At 29.6% G+C, this 21,216-nt stretch carries 18 protein-coding genes; 16 read left to right on the top strand and 2 right to left on the bottom strand.

The window, feature by feature from the left end; genetic code table 11:
- Positions 1-170: 170 nt before the first annotated feature.
- The gene (locus tag GEMHA0001_RS04110) at positions 171-1,208 is read right to left on the bottom strand and encodes an acyltransferase family protein (RefSeq protein ID WP_003144643.1); all 1,038 of its coding nucleotides are present in this window, start codon (positions 1,206-1,208) and stop codon (positions 171-173) included.
- A gap of 444 nt (positions 1,209-1,652) precedes the next feature.
- On the opposite strand from GEMHA0001_RS04110, the gene GEMHA0001_RS04105 reads away from it, so the two are divergent.
- The 9 genes from GEMHA0001_RS04105 to GEMHA0001_RS04065 all read left to right on the top strand — a co-directional run bounded on the left by GEMHA0001_RS04105 (position 1,653) and on the right by GEMHA0001_RS04065 (position 11,734).
- A complete protein-coding gene (locus tag GEMHA0001_RS04105; RefSeq protein ID WP_248657381.1) occupies positions 1,653-2,978 on the top strand; it encodes a hypothetical protein in 1,326 nt (441 codons plus the stop codon).
- Positions 2,978-3,988 carry an acyltransferase family protein gene (locus GEMHA0001_RS04100; RefSeq protein WP_003144463.1) on the top strand — a complete coding sequence of 337 codons (1,011 nt, stop codon included), beginning with the start codon at positions 2,978-2,980 and terminating at the stop codon, positions 3,986-3,988. Before GEMHA0001_RS04105 ends, GEMHA0001_RS04100 begins: the two co-directional genes overlap by 1 nt.
- A gap of 121 nt (positions 3,989-4,109) precedes the next feature.
- Positions 4,110-4,790 carry a sugar transferase gene (locus GEMHA0001_RS04095; protein ID WP_003144586.1) on the top strand — a complete coding sequence of 227 codons (681 nt, stop codon included), beginning with the start codon at positions 4,110-4,112 and terminating at the stop codon, positions 4,788-4,790.
- 45 nt (positions 4,791-4,835) lie between these two features.
- Complete coding sequence (locus GEMHA0001_RS04090) at positions 4,836-6,053, top strand: DegT/DnrJ/EryC1/StrS family aminotransferase (RefSeq protein ID WP_003144530.1); 1,218 nt, start codon at positions 4,836-4,838, stop codon at positions 6,051-6,053.
- Positions 6,046-6,891 carry a LicD family protein gene (locus GEMHA0001_RS04085; RefSeq protein ID WP_003144493.1) on the top strand — a complete coding sequence of 282 codons (846 nt, stop codon included), beginning with the start codon at positions 6,046-6,048 and terminating at the stop codon, positions 6,889-6,891. Before GEMHA0001_RS04090 ends, GEMHA0001_RS04085 begins: the two co-directional genes overlap by 8 nt.
- Positions 6,875-7,837: a glycosyltransferase family 2 protein gene (locus tag GEMHA0001_RS04080; RefSeq protein ID WP_003144487.1), complete on the top strand. Its 963-nt coding sequence runs from the start codon at positions 6,875-6,877 to the stop codon at positions 7,835-7,837. Before GEMHA0001_RS04085 ends, GEMHA0001_RS04080 begins: the two co-directional genes overlap by 17 nt.
- Positions 7,838-7,844: 7 nt before the next feature.
- On the top strand, positions 7,845-10,001 hold the full coding sequence (locus GEMHA0001_RS04075; protein WP_003144607.1) for a LicD family protein: 2,157 nt from the start codon (positions 7,845-7,847) through the stop codon (positions 9,999-10,001).
- A gap of 1 nt (position 10,002) precedes the next feature.
- A complete protein-coding gene (locus tag GEMHA0001_RS04070; RefSeq protein WP_003144515.1) occupies positions 10,003-10,719 on the top strand; it encodes a LicD family protein in 717 nt (238 codons plus the stop codon).
- Between the two features lie 22 nt (positions 10,720-10,741).
- Positions 10,742-11,734, top strand: a complete 993-nt coding sequence (locus GEMHA0001_RS04065; RefSeq protein WP_003144598.1) for an acyltransferase family protein — start codon at positions 10,742-10,744, stop codon at positions 11,732-11,734.
- Between the two features lie 47 nt (positions 11,735-11,781).
- Here GEMHA0001_RS04065 and GEMHA0001_RS04060 read toward each other — a convergent pair whose 3' ends face one another.
- Positions 11,782-13,263, bottom strand: a complete 1,482-nt coding sequence (locus tag GEMHA0001_RS04060; protein ID WP_003144594.1) for an oligosaccharide flippase family protein — start codon at positions 13,261-13,263, stop codon at positions 11,782-11,784.
- A 166-nt stretch (positions 13,264-13,429) separates the two neighbouring features.
- Here GEMHA0001_RS04060 and GEMHA0001_RS04055 point away from each other — a divergent pair, with 166 nt between their 5' ends.
- From GEMHA0001_RS04055 to GEMHA0001_RS04025, 7 genes are all read left to right on the top strand, one after another.
- Positions 13,430-14,137 (top strand): IspD/TarI family cytidylyltransferase, encoded by a 708-nt coding sequence (locus tag GEMHA0001_RS04055; RefSeq protein ID WP_003144473.1) that lies wholly within the window; start codon positions 13,430-13,432, stop codon positions 14,135-14,137.
- 1 nt (position 14,138) lies between these two features.
- Positions 14,139-15,161 (top strand): ribitol-5-phosphate dehydrogenase, encoded by a 1,023-nt coding sequence (locus tag GEMHA0001_RS04050; RefSeq protein ID WP_003144562.1) that lies wholly within the window; start codon positions 14,139-14,141, stop codon positions 15,159-15,161.
- Between the two features lie 257 nt (positions 15,162-15,418).
- Positions 15,419-16,453 (top strand): acyltransferase family protein, encoded by a 1,035-nt coding sequence (locus GEMHA0001_RS04045; RefSeq protein WP_003144553.1) that lies wholly within the window; start codon positions 15,419-15,421, stop codon positions 16,451-16,453.
- Between the two features lie 175 nt (positions 16,454-16,628).
- Entirely contained in the window at positions 16,629-17,498 is an 870-nt protein-coding gene (locus GEMHA0001_RS04040) for a choline kinase family protein (protein WP_003144492.1), read from the top strand.
- Positions 17,488-18,366: a DMT family transporter gene (locus GEMHA0001_RS04035; protein ID WP_003144496.1), complete on the top strand. Its 879-nt coding sequence runs from the start codon at positions 17,488-17,490 to the stop codon at positions 18,364-18,366. The genes GEMHA0001_RS04040 and GEMHA0001_RS04035 overlap by 11 nt, the downstream gene beginning before the upstream one ends.
- Before the next feature lie 10 nt (positions 18,367-18,376).
- Positions 18,377-19,072: a sugar phosphate nucleotidyltransferase gene (locus GEMHA0001_RS04030; protein WP_003144494.1), complete on the top strand. Its 696-nt coding sequence runs from the start codon at positions 18,377-18,379 to the stop codon at positions 19,070-19,072.
- A 328-nt stretch (positions 19,073-19,400) separates the two neighbouring features.
- Positions 19,401-21,161, top strand: coding sequence for a glucosaminidase domain-containing protein (locus tag GEMHA0001_RS04025; RefSeq protein WP_003144609.1), 1,761 nt, complete (start codon positions 19,401-19,403; stop codon positions 21,159-21,161).
- Positions 21,162-21,216 lie beyond the last annotated feature (55 nt).

Here is a 21,216-nt window from a genome sequence, read left to right as displayed (position 1 = left end):
TGTTGTGAAGAAGGTATCTCTTCTTTTGAATATGTAAGCTAAATTACTTTTATTAATCGCCGCGGTATGTAAACTAAATAATAAAACTCGAGTCTGGAAGAATCTAGATTCGAGTTTTTGTTTTATATTTGGAAGAAATTGTAAAAAGATAATCTCACAATAATGTGAAACTATCTTTTTACAAATTTTATAGATTTAGAAAGTGCTGATAAGATAATTCTTACGATTATAACAAGTATTAAAGTCAGTATGAAGTTCAGGACTACTATCACTGGGAACATACTGAACCTCATGTTCATATTAGTAATCTGATTTACAAAAGGATATGTAATATTATCTACAATATATGAAAGTAGATATGCTAATAATGTGTTATTAGAAATGAATATTATACCAGGTTTAATTTTCTCGGGTATATTAATATCTAGATTAAGCAACCATGAAAAGATGCATGTTGTGATAATTACAATGAAGATATTAATGTGAAGTCCAGATTCAACATATATCTGAAATTTGTAATAAACTAAAGCTGACAATATACTTGTTATAGCAATTAATTCTAAAGTAAACTTAGAATTTCTATTTAATATATTTTTATTATATGAGAAACATACCCCTATAATATAATATAAAAGAGGCCATGTAAGAGACCACCAATTTGGTAAAATATAACCTAAGATAGAATATCTAATACCATAAAATAAATTTAATAAGGTAACAGGTATAGATATAGCTAATATAATATTTAACATTGCGTGCTTTCTAGTTATATCTGTCATATTTTTAAAAGATATATTAATAATAGGTGCGATTAACATTAGACCTACATACATATTAATATACCATCCGTAGTATTTATAATTTAAGATATTAATAAGAGTAGTTTTAAATAAAATTGTATTAATAGCATATTTATTGTCTACTAATGTTAAAATAAATATAGCAAGTGAATATAGTAGATAAATACGACCAATATTTAAATAATATTTTCTATTCCAAGTTTTATCCTTATTTAAGTAGCCAGTAACAACAATAAACAAAGGAACACATGTCATTGTAATATTACGTACAGTAATGAAGGGTATACTAATGAGTGTATAATCTACAGAGTAAAATTTTGTGTATAGAAAAAAGTGTAAACCAATAACTAATAGTAGGGAAAATGTTTTAATAATATCTATATTAATGTTTCGTTTTGAAAAATTCATAATAAACCTCGAAGAAATTATATTAGTAACAATATATCATAAAAAAATATAATAGTATAGTATAGGGAAAGTAAAATCAGCTATAATTTGAAAAAACCTTTTAATTATAGTATTATACTAGTATTATTGAATTTTGAATATTATATTTTAAGGGAAGGGGGGAGATAAGTGGTAAAGAGAAATATATCGCTAATAATTTCAATTGGTATACCATTGTTTATTGTAGTATTGTATAGATATTTATATGGATATATTTATCATGCTGTTGATGATGTTACAATTAATTATTCAATTTTAAATAAAGAATATACGTTACTTCCCTACATGGGAATAATATTAACTAAGATATTAGTAATATCACAAAGTTTATTTTCAAATGTTAATATCTTCTTCGTTTTTTTAGTATCAGCGTATAGTATAAGTTTTTCATGTTTGCTTTATCTGATGAGAGATAGAAAATATAAAATAGTTTTATGGATAATAGTTTTAGTAATAGAGTTTGCTTTATTAAAATATTTTACATATTCTGTGGTTGCTTATTTGTTATCTATCTCCGGAATATTTTTACTTTATAAAGAAAAAAACATAGTTTTTCCTATTATACTTATATTTATCGGTATCTCTCTTAGAGTTCAAATAATCCCCAGTCTTTTAGTAATATGTTTAGCGATAATTATATTTGAATTAATTAAAAGTAAAAAGGTAAAACAAACAGGTATTTTAATTAGTACAATTTTTATTGTAAGTTTAACAAATTGGTTATTTATACAAAATAATGATGTAGAAAAATCATATATAGAGTGGAATGAAAAGAGTACTTTGATTAGAGACTATCCTGCTATTGATTATTCTGTAAAAAAAGAAAGTCTAGATAAGATAGGTATTACCGAAAATACATTAGCAAGTCATAATTCTTGGATACTCTCAGAAAAACAAATTTTTAGTAATGAGCTGTTAGATAATCTTGATAGAGTAAGATCTGTATCAGAAAAATATAATTTTTCGATTAAAAAGATAATACTTGATTACTTTTCTAATGAGTTTTATAAGTTGTTTACATTTTTTGTACTCCTTGTTTTTATTTTTTATAAATCTAAAAGCTATTATGGATATTTGCTATTTTTGAGTCCTTTAGCTCTACTAACGGCGTTAATAGTTAGGCAAAGGGTAGTAGAGAGAGTTTATATACCTATCATTATTCTAGCTCTATTTATCTTTATTGTATATGGGAATGAGTTGTTTATAAAAAGAAACTATAAATTATTGAATAATCTAGAAAATGTTATCTTTACAATTTTATGTATACTATTAATGGGCTCTATATGGAAATATGGAAAAAATGAATTGTATTGGTTTAATTATCACTCTTATGATTTTAATAAGGCTTATAACAATGTACTAGTCAACAATAAAGAAAATTTATATATTATTTCAGGATACGGAAACTTAGTTAGTTCGCAACCTAATGTCAGTAAGGTTTTTGTTGAGACAGATAAGTTAACAAAAAATATAATAACTTTTGGAACCTGGCAAACATTCTCGCCTGAATATCATAATAAACTAAAAGGCTTTAGAGTTAAAGATACGAATAATATACTATCTAGTGCGGTAAATAGTGATAATATTAAATTTATTTTACCCAAGGGCTCTAGTTCTTTCGATAAAATCAGAGTACTGTTTAAAGAAAATTATGATAGGGACGTTTACTTTGTAAAAGAAAGTGATATTTCAAATGATATGAATATATATATTTTAAGGAGTGATAAGTAATGAGTAGTAAGAGAATTAAATATATCGATATGTTGAAGGCTTTTTGCATAATCTTAGTAATAGCTGGTCACATGGGATACACTCCAGCCAAGGTGAAATTATTACTATATATATTCCATATACCTTTATTTTTCTTTTTATCTGGAATGACTTTAAATGTAGTCAAGTATAAATCGTTCTTTGAATTCTTTGCTAGAAAATTTAAAACTATAGTTATACCTTGCTTTTTAATGAATATTTCTATATTTTTTATTAAATCATTTATTTTGCAACCGCAATTTATTTTGAAAATAGATATTATACATTTTATAAAAGCAATGATAGTAGCAGATAGAATGCATATTTATTATCAACTTTGGTTTTTAAATGTGTTGTTTCTAGCGGAATTGGTTTGTTATTTTGCGATAAAATACAGTGATACATTATATAAATATATGATTGTATTTATTGTTCTTATACTGTGTGGTAGTTTAGGAAAAAAACTATATACGATGGAATTTTGGTTGATTTGGAGTTTTGATCTTGTACCGTATGCGACTATTTTTATTTTATCAGGATATATAATAAGAAAAAATCTAACTACTTTACAAAGTTATTTCAAATTAGTATACTTTTTGCCGGTTGCTGCAGTAAGTATTATATGTGGAGTTTACAACACAAGAGTAGATTTATATTACCAACAGATTAATTCGACTTTCTTATATTTTGTTGGTGCGTTCTTTGGTATCTGGGCAAGTTTTATATTATTCAAAAATATTCCAAATATACCAATATTAGAGAGAATTGGTAACAACACATTGATATATTATGCATATCACTCACCGATAGTTTTATATATTTTAGACATAATTATGGAACAACTTGCCGCTAGGTATACAGGAATATTTGTTAATAATTACATAATGGCTATTGTAGAGTTATTATTAGCGATAATATTGTGTGAATTAATTGCTAAGATAATTAATAATACTTTCCCATTTATTATTGGAAAATCATTTAAGACAACCTAATTTGGGTTGTCTTTTTTACTTCCATTTCTTCTGTTCTATTATGAAATATGGTATAATAAAAGGATGGAATAAATTTGAGAAACTGTTTATAAATATTCAGTTGAATTAAGTAAGGTGAAAGATGAACATTGATAATAGATTTGAAACAGAAGCGGTAAAAAAGTATAGAGCTTCGATTGAAAAGAAGAAGATATCGTTATTTCTGAAATTATTTTTTGATAAGGTGCTGGCATTAGTTTTGCTTATTCCTTTATCGCCGATAATTTTAGGAATAGCTATCTGGATAAAACTTGATAGTGAAGGTCCTGTATTTTACAGGCAAGAGCGTATTACAACTTATGGTCGAACATTTAGAATCTTTAAGTTTAGAACTATGGTTAAAGATGCAGATAAGCTTGGGACAGCGGTTACTCAACAAAATGATCCTCGTATTAGTAAGGTAGGACACAAGCTGCGTAAACTTCGTCTTGATGAGCTTCCTCAGCTTATCAACGTACTTGTAGGAGATATGAGTTTTGTAGGAGTAAGGCCGGAAGTTGCGAAATATGTAGATAAGTACACTGATAAAATGAATGCGACATTACTTCTTCCTGCTGGGATAACTTCTCCAGCGAGTATCGAATACAAAAATGAAGATGAAGTTATTGAGAAATTCAAAGGAAGTGGAAGAAGTGTAGATGAAATCTATGTGGAGGAAATTCTTCCGGACAAGATGAAATATAATTTAAAGTACATTGAAGAATTCAGTGTTATAAATGATATTAAAATAATGATAAGAACTGCTATTGCGGTTGTTAAATAGAGTTAAGATACATTTAAGTAGAATTTTAATAATTAGGAGTTTGAAATGAAAAAATATAATATACCATTTTCTCCACCAGACATTAGTGATGGGGAAATTAATGAAGTAATAGACACTTTGAAATCAGGTTGGATTACAACTGGACCGAAGACAAAAGAATTAGAAAGAAGATTATCTGGGTTTACTAACACACCGAAAACTGTTTGTCTTAATTCAGCAACTGCAGCATTAGAATTAACATTGCGTGTTCTAGGTATTGGTGAAGGTGATGAAGTAATCGTTCCTGCGATGACATACACGGCATCTTGTAGTGTGATTTATCATGTTGGGGCGAAGGCTGTTATCGTTGATATTGCTGAAGATAGCCACGAGATGGACTATGATGCTTTAGCTGATGCGATTACTGAGAATACTAAAGCTGTTATTCCTGTTGATTTAGCAGGGATTCCATGTGATTACGATAAAATTTTTGAGGTAGTTGAGAGCAAAAAACACTTATTCAAAGCCAATAGTGAATATCAAGAAAAGCTTGGTAGAGTGGCTGTTGTAGCTGATGGAGCACATGCTTTGGGAAGTACGTATAAAGGTGAGGAAATTGGTTCTGTAGCCGACTTTACGACATTCTCATTCCACGCTGTGAAGAACTTCACTACAGCTGAAGGTGGAAGTGTAACTTGGAAACAAAATGAAAACTTTGATAATGAAGAGTTATATAGAGAATACCAAATATATTCTCTTCATGGTCAAACAAAAGATGCATTAGCTAAAACAAAAGCAGGATCTTGGGAGTATGATATTGTTATTCCTGGATATAAATGTAATTTAACTGATATTGCAGCTTCTATTGGATTAGTTCAACTAGATCGTTATCCGAAACTTTTAGATCGTCGTGAAGACATTATTAGTCAATATAATAAAGGATTCAAAGGGACAAGAATTACAGCTCTAAGTCACAGTTCAGATGCTTATAAATCATGTGGACATCTTTATATTACTCATGTTGAAGGTGCTACATTTGAACAACGTGGTGAGATAATTGTTAAAATGGCAGAACGTGGAATTAGCTGTAATGTTCACTATAAACCATTACCATTATTAACTGCGTATAAGAACTTAGGATTCGATATTGAAAACTATCCTAATGCCTATAATTACTATGTTAAAGAAATAACATTACCTCTACACACTAGACTTAGTGATGAAGATGTAGCTGTTATTATTGAAAACTTCAAGGAAATAGTTGAGGAGGTAGTAGGTGAGTAGTTTAAAAGAAATACAAAATAAGAGCTTAGAAATGGCTGAGTATTTTGTAGAATTTTGTAAAAAACATGACTTACTTTGTTATCTTTGTGGTGGTGGAGCTATTGGTGGACTTCGTAATAAAGGATTTATCCCCTGGGATGATGACTTAGATTTTTTCATGCCTAGAAAAGACTATGAAAAACTTCCGGAACTTTGGAGAAAATATGCTAAAGAACAATATTTTTTATCAAAAAGTGATAGTAACTTCGTTGATAGAAACTTATTTATCACGATTCGTGATAAAGAAACAACATGTATAAAACCATATCAACAGGATTTAGATATGCCACATGGTTTAGCGTTAGATGTTATTCCACTAGATTATTATCCAAAAAATGAAGAAGATAGAAAAAAACAAGTTCGTTGGGCATTAATTTACTCACTATTCTGTGCTCAGACTATTCCAGAAAAACATGGAGCAATTATGAAATGGGGAAGCACTATTCTGTTAGGTTTAACACCGAGTAGGTTACGTTATAAGATTTGGAAAAAAGCTGAAAAAGAAATGACGAAATATACGCTTGAAGAAAGTGATGGAATAACAGAGCTTTGTACAGGTCCAGGATATATGAAAAAGAAATATCCAATCGAAGCATTTGAAGATAATATTTTTATAGATTTTGAAAATACTAAAATGCCGATACCTGTAGGATATGATATTTATCTGAAAACAGCATTTGGTGATTATATGACACCACCACCAAAAGAGAAACAAGTACCACATCATGATGTAGTTATAGCAGATATGGAAAATAGTTATCTTAAGTATAAAGGGGAATATTATGGACGAAAAAATTAGTGTAATAGTACCGGTATACAATGTAGAGCAATACTTAGAACGTTGTGTTGATTCAATAATCAATCAAACTTATAAAAACCTAGAAATTATTTTAGTCAATGACGGTTCTACTGATAATAGTGGACAACTTTGTGATGAACTTGCGAGGAAAGATGATAGAATAAGGGTTGTTCATAAGAAGAATGGTGGATTATCTGATGCGAGGAATGTTGGTATAGATGAAGCAGAGGCTGAGTTAATCGGATTTATAGATAGTGATGATTATATAGATGAAGATATGTATGAAGTACTAATGAATAATCTAAAAGATGCAAACGCAGATTTATCTATGTGTGGTCATTATGATGTCTATAATAATGTCCCTGAGGCGCAAGTTGCTGATAAGAAAACATGGGAACTTAGTCCTCAAGAAGCTATTAAAATGGTTATGGAAGCTAAGATATTATCTGTAACAGCTGTTAATAAATTATATAAAAAGAGTTTATTTTCAGAGTTCAAATTTGAAATTGGGAAAATCGCTGAAGATGCATTTATTATGATAAAGTTATTAGATAAGTGCAATAAAATAGTAGCAACTAATGAGAAAAAATACTACTATGTACATAGAGAAAATAGCATTACTACCCAAAAATTTTCGCTTAAGTTTTTAAATGTAATAGAGGCTTATGAACAGAATAAAGAGATTATCATAAAGAAATACCCTGAATTAAAAGAAGTGGCTCAGATGAGGATGAATTGGGCGTATTTTTATGTATTAGATAGGTTATTGTTAGATAAAGAATATAATGATAAAAAATTAGAAAATAAGTTAATATCGTATTTAAAAGATCATAGTAAGGGTATTTTAACAGATTCATTATTTACAAAAGGTAGAAAAATTGGATTTGTTGCCTTATTATTGAATAGAAATCTATATAGAAAAATAATAGAGAAGAGAGGATATTAATTAGAGTATGTTAAAACTAATAGAAAAAAATTATTTTAAAATAAATCTGGCATTTATTTTAATAGTTGCTGTTTATTGTATGTGTGGTCTAATAGTACCACTACAATTTATTTCAGCTAACAAGGTTGTTGCAGGGGGAATGACATTACTTGGAATTCTTTTGGCAACGTATAATTTAGTTATTAAGAAAGTTTATCTAAAGATAAAAACAATAGAGTACCTATTACTATTTTTTGCTTTAAATATTATTACTAGCATTCTAGTGATATCTTATGGTTATTCTACAAATATAAAAAATACATTAGTATTTTTTATATACTTCTTAACAGTATTCCCTATATTTACAGGAATTACTAGAGAAGAGGGTAAAAAAATATATGATTACTTCTTCTATACAGTTACCGTACTTAATACTTTTGGAGTATTAGTTTCATTAATTCAATTCGTATTATTGAAAGGCTACAGAGTACATGACTATAAGGGATTGTACATTAGACAAGGGTTTGTAGAGTCTAGATTATTTGGTATTTTGGCAAGTCCTAACTTTCTATCATTAATTTCACTAATTGTGATTATTTTTTTAGTTCTTAAAATATGTAGTTTTGAGAAAGTATATAGATATATTAGTTTAGTTACTATTGTACTGAATTTTATTTATATAGTGTTATCAGGTTCAAGAACTGCGTTTATCTGTATGATGATAGCGGCCGCTATATATTCTATAGCGATGTTTTATCAAAAAGGAAATATCAGGTCATTATTTAAAGTAGTATTGGCGATAGTAGTTGTTTTATTCAGTTATAAAGCTGTTAATTTCACTAGTGAGCAATATTTACATTACAATAAAGAAAGATTAGAGGCTCAGGATAAAAAGTTAGAAAATGAAGATAACAATCTTTCTCTTGAAAGAACAGATACAAGTGAGGAAAATATTTCCAATAATAGATTTGCAATTTGGAAATCTACGGCATCTTTTGTACCTAAAAAACCTATCTTTGGTTATTCAGGTGGAAACTGGTATGAAATAGGTAAAAAAATTAATCCTGAAGAGTATATAATAAAAGAGCATTATCTTACTCATAATGGGTATTTAGAAATCCTATTTTACAATGGATTAGCAGGATTTATTTCAATGGGAATTTTTGTTTTATCATTCTTTGTGTCAATGATAAAACGAATATTTAGAGATAAAGAAGAAGATTTAGTAAATAAAGATTTATTATCAATGATTATGATATTGATGGTGATTTTAGTATCTAATCTATTCTTAAGTTCTACTTTCTATGGTATCTCATTATTAGGTATCATCCTATTTCTAATGGCAGGTTATTTCTATTCTATAGTGAGTACAGATAAAAGTAATTTTAAAAAATTAGATATTGATGAAATCAAAGAAGTAGAATTAGGAGTTATGGAGTATATTCATAATATTTGTAAAGAAAAAGGTATTAATTATTCATTAGCATATGGAAGTTTGTTGGGTGCAGTTAGGCATAAAGGATTTATTCCATGGGATGATGATTTGGATATTGCTTTAAAGAGAGATGAATATGATAAATTATATCAAGCAATTTCAGAAGATAATAATAGTGTTTATAAGGCTGTTTCTTGGGAAAATGATTCTAGATATCATTACCCATTCTACAGAGTTTATGATAGTAGAACTGTTTATGAAAATAACTACATACAAAATGATATAGAATTAGGTATCTGTGTAGATGTATTTCCTTTCGATGACTATAAAGATGTAAACAAAGAAATAACAAAATTAGATATGTATCGTAGATTATCTGTATATACTTTATATGGGATAAGAAATAAAGAAGCGGGAATAAAGAATATTATTCGTTATCTAATGCTAGTTGTGTTCAGATTAACAAGAGTGAAAACATGGAATAAAAAATTAAATGATTGTTCTAGAGTACCTGTTAATAGTGAGTATATTGATTATCTGATGGAATCTAAAAAATATAGTACTAAGATAGATGCTAAGGCGTTAGATGAAGTAATTGAATGTAAATTTGAGGATAGAGTATATAATATACCAAAAGATTATGACCATATTTTAACTACAATTTATGGTTCGGATTATATGGAGATTCCTCCATTAGAAAAAAGAGTACAGCATGATGATTTTGTAGCGTATATTAAGAAGGAGAACTAGTATGTTGCAATGGCTTAAGAGGAGTTTAGCTAGCTTTTTAGGTGATAAGAAAGATGTGGTTAAAAACTTTCCTCTAATAAAAAAATTAAATGAAAAAGCAAATATTGAGTTAGATTCTAAGCGAAGTAATTTACTAAAAGAAAACTTCGAGCAAATATTGACTATTGTTTATAGTTCCGAGTTAAAGAATTATAATATATGGTTAGATTTTGGAACATTATTGGGATATTACCGAGAAAATGATTTTATTAGCCATGATTTAGACATGGATTTCGGAATTCAAGTTTCAAGTTTAGAAGAATTTGAAGTGATAGAAGAACATCTTATTAATAATGGTTTTAACAGAACAAAAGAATTCTATTTCAATAAAAATTTAGTTGAATTATCTTACAGCTATAAAGGACTTAATGTGGATTTTATTATCTATAAAAAGGAAGATGATAAAGTATCTTCTGATACAATATTTTTTATGACAAATGCATTAGGAAATCCTACTCGATATGAGGTTTACCACTATGAAATTCCATTTTCAGGTTTAAAAGAGTGTGATTTTAAAAATTTAAAAGTAAAGGTTCCGACTAACACTGAGGAGTATTTAAGAACTTTATATGGAGAGGATTTTAAAACTCCTAATACTAACTATAATTGGAAAGAAAATCCGATTTATAAGAGCGAGAATGCAGAGTTAGCGGAGGTTGTGTTGAGAAAAGATAAATAAACTTGATCTAGGAGATAGTATTATGGGAAATAGGATAGCATTATGGGACAACTTAAAATTTTTCCTTGTAACTTGTGTGGTTATTGGACATTTTGCGGATAGATTTACTGATGCATCTAATATATATGATAGTATATTTTTATTTATCTATTCATTTCATATACCACTTTTTATTTTTATATCGGGATTGATGTATAAAAATAAAGATATTACAAGTAAAGTGATATTTTTTATAAGTATTGGTTTTGCTTATAAGATAGTTTCAGCAGTTGTGGAAAGATTACTAGGTACAGTGAAGGTTGAGTTTTTCCTGCTTTGGGATGGTGGGCTTTCATGGTTTATGTTTGCTTTGGCAGCATATACAATCATATTGAGAGTTATTGAAGGTCAAAATAAAAGATATATTTTAATATTTGCAATAGTGTTAGCTTGCTTTATAGGATATGATCCAGGAATAGGTGATTTTCTATATTTATCAAGAATAATAATATTCTTTCCGTTCTTTTTAAGTGGGGTATTATTACAAAAGGTAAATATAGTAGATATTAAAAATAAAAATTCAAAATATATATTTTTTGCTGGATTAGCAGTAGTAATTTGGTTAGGGTTATGTGTGTTTGAATTGGATATTTTTTATCGATTAAGATATTTATTTACAGGGAGAAATCCATTTTTCCCTCAGATAATGAGTTATGCTCCATTAGCAAGGTTAGCTAGCTATACGATATCTTTTGTAATGTGCTTTGCTCTTATAATGTTGATACCTAATCGAAGAATGTTTTTAATTACAGACATGGGGAAAAATTCTATAAATGTATATTTCTGGCATATGCATATATATTATATTTTGAATAAAGTATTTAATATCTCTAATGTATTTAATTATGGAGTTAGTGGGAAACTAGCGTTTCTATTAATGGCAGTGTTATTGAGTATCGTACTATCTCATAATATTTTTAACTTCCCAATAAAACAGATAAGAGAACAAATATTCTTAAATAAGAAAGCATCGTGATTTTAAGAATGTATAAATATCACAAAAAGAGTTAGAAGAACAAATCTCTAACTCTTTTTAATTTTACCTTTTACCATATTTATTGTATAGTTTATTGTTGAATCTTTTAGTATTGTTAGGACAACTAGATAATAAATTCCGCAGATTGCTATAACTGTGCAGACCATAATAATCATGTTTAATGTTATTTCATAAGAATCAACATGGAATGCAAATTTTGTAATGAAGTATATTGGAATAAAGCCAAGTGATACTATAAGGTATTTGTAAAGTGAAGAAAATACAGCTGATAAGTTTATCAGTTTATGTTTTCTAATGAACTGTATTTCGAGTAATACCATTAAACCTTCGGCAAGTATTGTTGTTCCAATATAGTATTCTGGTTTGAAAATATTACAGAAGTACAATGTTGAATTTAATACTACATTTAATCCACCACCGATAAAGTAAAATGAAGTCAATTTATTTTCGAAATCATTGATGAATATAATTTGCTTTCCTAGTATCATCTCAATAGCCCAAATAATGGTTCTAATCGCAAATATACTCGTTACTATTCCTGCCTCTAAATATTTATCTGATGAATAAATAGCAGTTGCATATGTTCCTAGAATCATTATCCCGATACTGGTTGGTATCATCAGGAAGAAGAATAGGGAAGATCCCTGTCTGATTAAATATTCATAAGAATCTTGATCTTTTCTTCCTAAGTAATAACCTAATCTAGGAAGACTAACATTTAGGGCGCCACTAAGCACACCTGCGATAAGCATTACTATGCCCGATGCGATAGTATAGTATGATATATAATTTTCATCTGGACTTTTTGTTATAAACATTCTATCAAGCAGTGTATAAAGCATATTAGCGTTTGCTAATAATAACATTGTAGTTAGTGCTTTTGTAGATGTCAATAAGTCCTTAATATCAATTTTAACAAATGAAACTTCTCTTTTTATCCATAAGAAACTTAGTAGATAGTTTAAGATTGTTGTAGCACTCATTATGATTGCATATGGTATAATGTCATCCTCTGTTTTTATGAATGCGAAGATTGATACTAACATTGCGATTCTAATAAATAAAGTTTTATAGAGAATAAATGTGTAGTTTTCGTATGCTTCGTTCATCCATTCAATATTTAAAAATTGGAATAAGGCTTGAATTCCAAGTATATAGTATAAGATTTTTAAATTTTCAGTATCATGTGTGCCTACGCTGATAAATATAAAATATAGAGCAGTTATCGTAATTGAGGTTACTACTGATATATAGAATAGTTTTGAAAATACGTAGTTAATTTTATTTTTATCGTCTTTTACTTTACTTATTGATCTAATACCGTAGTTATATATTCCGAATGCAGCAAGTGGTATTACAAAACTAGCCCATGTATTTGCTGTATTGAAATAACTATAGTTAGACTTACTAAGTATTCTAGTTAAGTAAGGATTAGTGATTAATGGGAAAACTATGTTTAGAACGTTAACCATTAAACTTGCTAATGCATTAACTTTTATGCTTTTCATTTAAAGGAAATCCTTTCTAAAATTCTATTTTACATTATAACATATTTTCAATTCATTAGCTTAAAATTATTGGTTTAATAGAAGATTTTTGAAGTTTATTGTTTTTATATGATATAATAAAATGGATAATATATTGAAAAAAATAGTATTTAAAAGGAGCGAAAAAATGATATACGCAGGAATATTAGCTGGTGGAACAGGAACTAGAATGGGCATAAGTAACATGCCAAAACAATTCCTAGAATTAGGTAAAAAACCAATACTTATCCACACAATTGAAAAGTTCTTATTAGAGCCTGAAATCGAAAAAATCGTAGTCGGTGTTCATGAAGATTGGGTATCTCATGCTGAAGACTTAGTTGAACAATATGTTTCAGCGTTTGCTGATAGAATCATTATTACACCTGGTGGTGTTGATAGAAATACAACTATTGAAAACATCATTAATAGAATTAATGAATATAAACCTTTAACTGACGAAGATATTATCGTAACTCATGATTCAGTCCGACCATTCATAACACTTAGAATTATTAAAGACAACATACGTCTAGCTAAAGAAAGTGATGCAGTAGACACAGTAGTAGAAGCTGTTGATACGATTGTAGAAAGCACTAATGGAGAATATATTTCAAACATTCCTAACAGAGCGCACTACTACCAAGGTCAAACACCACAAAGTTTCAAATGTTTAGATTTCTTAAATCTATATAACTCATTAGACAAAGAAGAAAAACAAATACTTACAGATGCATGTAAGATATTCGTTATAAAAGGGAAAAAAGTAGCACTAGCTAAGGGAGAATACTCTAACATCAAAATAACTACAGTAACCGATCTTAAGATAGCTAAGAGTATGCTAGAGGACGAGTAATATGATAAATCAAATATATCAATTAATTAAACCGAAATTTATTAATGTAAAATACAATGAAGAGAATATAAACGATGGTAATAAAATCACCATCCGTCCTAACTACATGGCATTATGTCACGCAGATCAAAGATACTATCAAGGGAAAAGAGATCCTAAGGTACTAGCTAAAAAACTACCTATGGCACTTATTCACGAATGTGCAGGGATAGTAATCGCAGACCCTACAGGTACGTATAAAGTAGGACAAAAGGTAGTAATGATACCTAACCAACCACCAAGACAAAGTGACGAAGAATTCTATGAAAACTATATGCCAGAAACACACTTTCTATCAAGTGGTTTCGATGGTTTTATGAGAGAGTTCGTAGCTTTACCTAAAGATAGAGTGGTAGCTTATGATGGTGTGGAAGATTCTGTTGCTGCTATTACAGAGTTTATAAGTGTAGGTATGCACGCAATGGACAGATTCTTAAAAAACTCACATAGTAGAAAAGAAAGAATAGCGATAATCGGTGATGGTAGTCTTGCCTATGTTATGGCAAACATAATAAACTACACTCTTCCAGAGTGTGAGATAATCGTAATAGGTCGTCACTGGGAGAAGTTAGAGCTGTTCAGTTTCGCCAAAGAAAGATACATTACTGATGATATACCTGAAGACTTAACTTTCGACCATGGTGTAGAATGTTGTGGGGGAGATGGTAGTGGTTATGCGATAAATGACTTAATCCAATACATCAAACCACAAGGAAGTTTAGTACTAATGGGAGTTAGTGAATACAAGGTAAATATCAATACACGTGATATCTTAGAAAAAGGACTAGCGCTAATAGGTTCATCGCGTTCAGGTAGAATAGATTTTGAGAAAGCTATTGAGATGCTTAGTAACAAGAAATTCGAAAGAAGATTCAAGAATATTATTGAACTTGAACAACCGGTGAGAAATATCAAAGACATTCATAGGGTGTTCGCAACGGACTTAAATACAGCGTTTAAGACAGTGTTTAAGTGGGAGATATAGTAAAGAAAGTTTTTTCTTTTGATAATTAATACAATAGAATAAAATTATTTAGGTGGTTCATGGAAATCTATTAAGATGGTTTTCTGAGTCACCTTTGTATCTTGTAATATTAAAACAAGTAATATTATTTCTATGAATTACCACATTTTGTGTTATAATGCTAAGTGATGAAGAATTAAAAAATATTTATGTGTGTTTTTAAAGAGAACAAATTTTAATTCAAAGGGTATTTTTTAGATGTTAAAAAGGAGAACAGAGTGGATATTTTTATATTATTACTAATTTCATTATTTGTTTATCTTATACCAAGAACAGATGTCGATTATTTAAGTAATAAATCAACTAAATCACTAAAGGGACTCTTAGCTTTATTTATAATTTTTCACCACATTTCTCAGAAAATAACTACTGGTGAAAATTTTTCGAATTTTGAATACATGGGACGATATATTGTTTCATTATTTTTCTTTCTGTCTGGTTATGGACTGTATTTCCAGTATAGTAACAACTCAACTTATATGGAGAATTTCTTAAAGAAAAGATTGGTTAGAATATTTATACCGTTTTTTATTTTTATAGTCATTTATGTTATTTATAGAGCGACATTAGGGGAAGTTGTTAATGTAGATTTTTTCCTATCTTTCTGGAAAGATCACAGCAATATAATTTACAATGGTTGGTTTATAAACAGCATAATAGTTTTATATGTTATTTTCTATGTTTCTTTTGTGGGGAAAGATTCAAAAATAGCTGAATATAAACTAGTATTTCTGACATTAGTTTATATTTTTTGGAAAGCATATCAAAATCATGGAGATTGGGAATATGTTAGTATAATGGCATTTTTATTAGGTGTATTCTGGATGAAAAACAGGGTTTATATAGATAAGTTTCTAGAAAAAAATTATTTTATTTTTCTTGTTTCATTTAGTATACTAATGTACGTATTTCGTCATTATGAAGTTATTATGAAAAATATTGGGATTACAAATAAATATGTTTATTATGGAATAGTTGGAAATATCTGCACAATGGTTTTTGTAGTTTATTTCTTACTATTGATAAATAAACTCAACTTTTCGAATAAATATCTTGGTTTTTTAGGAGATATTTCATTTGAAATGTATATGATTCATGGCTTAGTTATGCATTATCTTGGTAAGTTTTTTGTTTCATCAGGTGTAAATGATGTACTTTATACTATTGTTGTATTATTTGTTAGTATTGTTTCTGCATATTATATAAAAAAATTAATAATTGTTCTTGAAAAGAATATTATGAAAGTTGTTTAATATATTTTAGAAATAGGATTAGGGTGAGACTTAGTAAAATTGATTTTTAAAATCGTAATTTTTGAGTCATTCTCTTTTTTATTATCAATGAAAAATTATAGTAAAAAGTCTTTTAGTTATTACATTTTGTGTTATAATTATAAGTAATATTGTAATGTAGAAAAGAGGTTTTACATTGAAACAACTAATAAAAAGTAAAATAGAAAAACTACTTACTGAATCTGAGGAAGTAGTAAAAGTAGAACAACTAGGTGGTATGACGAATAGTAATTACCTGGTGGAGACTACAAGTAACAAATATATAGTTAAGTTCTTTGGTAAAGGGACTGATAAGTTGATCGATAGGGTTGCGGAGAAAAATAATCTTGCGAATCTTGCTGATTTAGGTTTAGATGTAAAAAACTATATCTTTGATATTGAATCTGGAATAAAGGTAAATGAATACATTGAGAATGCAACAACTTTTGATGCGCATTACTTAAAAGCGAAGAAGGAAGAAGTTGCGAATATTCTTAGAAAAGTGCATAGTTCTGGGAAGGTTCTTGAAGGTGAATTCAGAGTCTTTGACGAGATTAAAAAATATGAAAATCTAATTGAAGGTAATATCAGCTATCCGTATTATCAGAAGATAAGGGAGAAGGTATTTTCTCTACAAAACCATCTAGAAGAGATTGGTGTTGATAGAAAATCTTGTCATATCGATCTTGTTCCTGAAAATTTTATCGAAGACAAAAATGGTCGAGTGTATCTTATCGATTGGGAGTATTCTTCAATGAATGATCCAATGTGGGATTTAGCGGCCCTTTTCTTAGAGTCTAATTTCAGAAAGGCTGAAGAAGGAGAGTTTTTTAAAGTGTATTTTAGCGAAGATACTCCAGTTAGTGTAGCTAAGATTATGATTTATAAGATATTACAGGACTTCTTGTGGAGTCTGTGGACGATTTATAAAGAAGAACAGGGTGCGGATTTTGGAACGTATGGTAAAGATAGGTATCTAAGAGCGGTTAAGAATTTAAAGGAGTATGTAGAAAGTTATGAAAAATAAAGTAGGTGTTTCAGCTGGACTTTTGTCTGGTATGTTTTGGGGTTTAGGGCTTGCGATAAGCGCGTATATATTTTCATTTTATAATATTTCGCCTTTTGCGGTTGCAGTAGTTCATGATTTTATTAGTATTTTTGTTCTACTGGCGATTATTTTAATTAAGTATAAAAGAATAAATTTCAAGATTTTTACGAATATAAAAAGTGTTAGTGTTATTGTAGGTGCGCTACTTGCGGGGCCTATTGGAATGCAATGTAATTTATATGCGGTGAAGTATATAGGAAGTGGTTTGACATCTTCAATTACAGCAATTTATCCTGCTGTGTCGGTGATACTAGCTGTTATATTTTTAAAAAATAAAGTTTCATCAAAAACGATTTTAGGGCTTGCACTTATTATTGTTGGTATTTTCATCCAAAGTTATAAGAGTGAACAGGTTGAATCATTTTATCTTGGATTTATGTTCGCATTAATTTGTGCAGTTGCATGGGGTAGTGAGAGTGTACTTAGTTCATATGCGATGAAAAACAACTTAAATGAGCTTGAGACTTTATTAATTCGTCAGGTGACATCATTTCTAGCGTATTTAGTAATAATCTCATTTAACGGATTAGGAATTGAGACTAGTCTTGATGTAAAATTCGGGGGTCTTATCGTTTTCTTCGTAGTTAGTAATATGGTATCTTATATTCTATACTATATGGCGATTAATAGATTAGAACCGGCAAAGGCAACAGGACTTAATGTCAGCTATGTTGTTTGGACAATATTATTCTCGATGATTTTTGTTGCATTAGAGGTGAATTTACAATTAGTGATTACATCTATTATTATCATATTAGGTGTTTATGTTATTGTTAGAGAGGAGTAACAAATAGATAATGAAGGCAATTATATTGGCTGCAGGTTTAGGAACACGCCTTAGACCGATGACAGACAATACTCCAAAGGCTTTGATAAAGGTTAAAGATAAGCCACTCGTGGAGTATCAAATAGAATTTTTAAAAGAAAAAGGTATAGATGAAATAATAGTTGTTGTTGGATATTTACATGAGAAATTCGATTATTTAAAAGAAAAGTATGATGTAGAGTTAGTATTTAACGATAAATACGCTGAGTATAATAACTTCTACTCATTATACTTAGTTAAGGAAAAATTAGCGGACAGCTATGTAATCGATGCTGATAACTATTTATTCAAAAATATGTTTAGAGCTGATATCGATCGTTCGACATATTTCAGTGTTTATCGTGAAGATTGTGAGAATGAATGGTTCTTAATCTATGGTGATGATTATAAAGTACAAGATATTATCGTAGACAGTAAAGCAGGAAGAATCCTAAGTGGGGTATCTTTCTGGGATAAAGAAACTGCAGAGAAAATCGTGAGCTTTATCGACAAAGCTTATGAAAGTAACGAGTTCATGAACTTGTACTGGGATAATATGGTTAAAGATAATATCGAGAAATTAGATGTTTATGTAGAAGAATTAGAACCTAATAGCATCTATGAGATTGATAGTGTTAAAGACTACAACAAATTAGAAGAAATATTGAAAAAAGAATGCGAGAATTAATCTCCATTCTTTTTTTTTATTATTCTGATTATAACTTAGGTGAATACTGGAGTTAATCTAAAAGTCCTAAATTTTAACAAAGTGTATATGAGAACTCATAGACGCAGTGGTTTATTGATATCTAAATTCGCTTTATAAAATTTTTTACATATTTAATAAACTATGCGGGGGTGACTCGACAAAATCGATTTCTACGAAATCACGATTTTTGAGTCACTCCCATTTGTAATATAGATGTAATAAAAAATAATCTAATTGTAACCTTAAAGATGGTTTAATTATGGTATAATTATCAATGCATAACAATGAATAAAGAGGACTATAAAAAATGGGAAGAAATAAACTTAAATTAGGACTAGGAGTATTAACGGTATTAGCTACACCAATGGCTGTGAACGCAGTGGCTAATAGTGACGTTTTAGCTGCACAAGGTTGGGTTAAAACTGGAAATGCTTGGTACTTTTATAATCAAAATGGAACATTAGCAAGAAATGCTTGGTCAGGAAATTACTGGTTAGGAGCCGATGGAAGAATGGCGACTAACGCTTGGGTAGATGGCGGACGCTACTACGTAGGGAGTAATGGACTTTGGGTTAAAGGTGCTCAAAAACCTGCTGTAACAAAACCAGAAGTTAAGAAACAAGGTTGGGTTCAAAATGGTTCAGCATGGAACTATTATTACCAAGGAAATATTGTTAGAAATGCTTGGATAGGAAGCTATTGGTTAGGAACCGACGGCAGAATGGCGACAAACTCATGGGTAGATAATGGACGTTATTACGTAGGAGCAAATGGTTTATGGGATAAATCTGCTAAGAAGCAAGAAGTAAAACTAGAAGTGAAAAAGAACGGCTGGATAAAAGAAGGAAGTACTTGGTATTATTATGAAAATGGAACACTAGCTCGTAACAAATGGATTAGCAGTACATATTGGGTTGGAGCTGATGGGAAAATGGCTACAAGTTCATGGGTAGATGGTGGACGTTACTACGTAGGGGTAAATGGAGCATGGGTAAAAGATGCTAAGAAACCAGAAGTGGCTAAACCTGTGGAGAAAAAACAAGGTTGGGTAAAAGAAGGTAACACTTGGTATTATTATGAAAACGGAACATTAGCTCGTAATAAATGGGCAGGTAACTACTGGTTAGGTGCTGATGGAAAAATGGCTACTAATGCGTGGGTAGATAACGGACGTTATTATGTAGATGGTTCAGGAGCATGGGTTAAAAATGCAGGACAAGGTATAAACTATTCAAGTTATTACAAAGTAACGTCATTATATATTCCCGTATATGATGCGAATGGTCGTATCTTATCTCACGTTTCTAAAGATACAGTATTATTTAGAGATAACAGATCTACTGCGAATGGTAGGATCCCTGTTCAAGTAGCGGGACTTACAGGTTATGTTAATGCTAGTCAAGTAACTGCAATTAACTCTAATAATACATTTATCCCAGATTACGTAAGTGATGGGAAATATGTTTATCACAGATATTCTCCGTATTCTAAAGTAATGGTTGCTTATCACAATGCGAATATGCAAGTTGGTAAATCATATTATTCAGCAGATGGTATTAACTTTGGAACATTTAAATTAGATCACCCATTCCAATTCTCTAATTTAAAATCTAGAACGAACTATACTGCGGCTGATATTAATAGACTATACAGCCTAATGGGAGCTAATGATAGTAAATTAGCTGGTAAAGGAGCTACATTTAAAGCTGCTGAACAAAGATATGGAGTTAATGCTTTATATCTAGTGGCGCATAGTGCTTTAGAGAGTGCTTGGGGAAGAAGTAAGATTGCTAAAGATAAAAATAACTTCTTTGGAATTTCTGCATATGATGATACTCCATATACTTCTGCGACTAAATTTGATGATGTAGATAGTGGTATTATGGGTGCTGCACGTTGGATTAATTCTAAGTATCTGCACAATTCTGGGTATCCAGCTAACGGAGCATACTTAGGAAACAAAGCAGGTGGTATGAATGTTAACTACGCGACTGCGCCATATTGGGGTGAGTCTATCGCGAGTATAATGTTCAGTGCTAATGAAAACTTAGGAAGAAAAGATAGATAAGAAAGGAAGGGCTAGGTTAGTATGTTAATCTAGCTTCCTTTTTGATAAAGGAGAT

This window comes from Gemella haemolysans ATCC 10379 (assembly GCF_000173915.1).
Taxonomy (GTDB): domain Bacteria; phylum Bacillota; class Bacilli; order Staphylococcales; family Gemellaceae; genus Gemella; species Gemella haemolysans.
The sequence above is the reverse complement of the archived record's forward strand: the minus strand, read 5'-3'. Positions and strand labels throughout refer to the sequence as shown.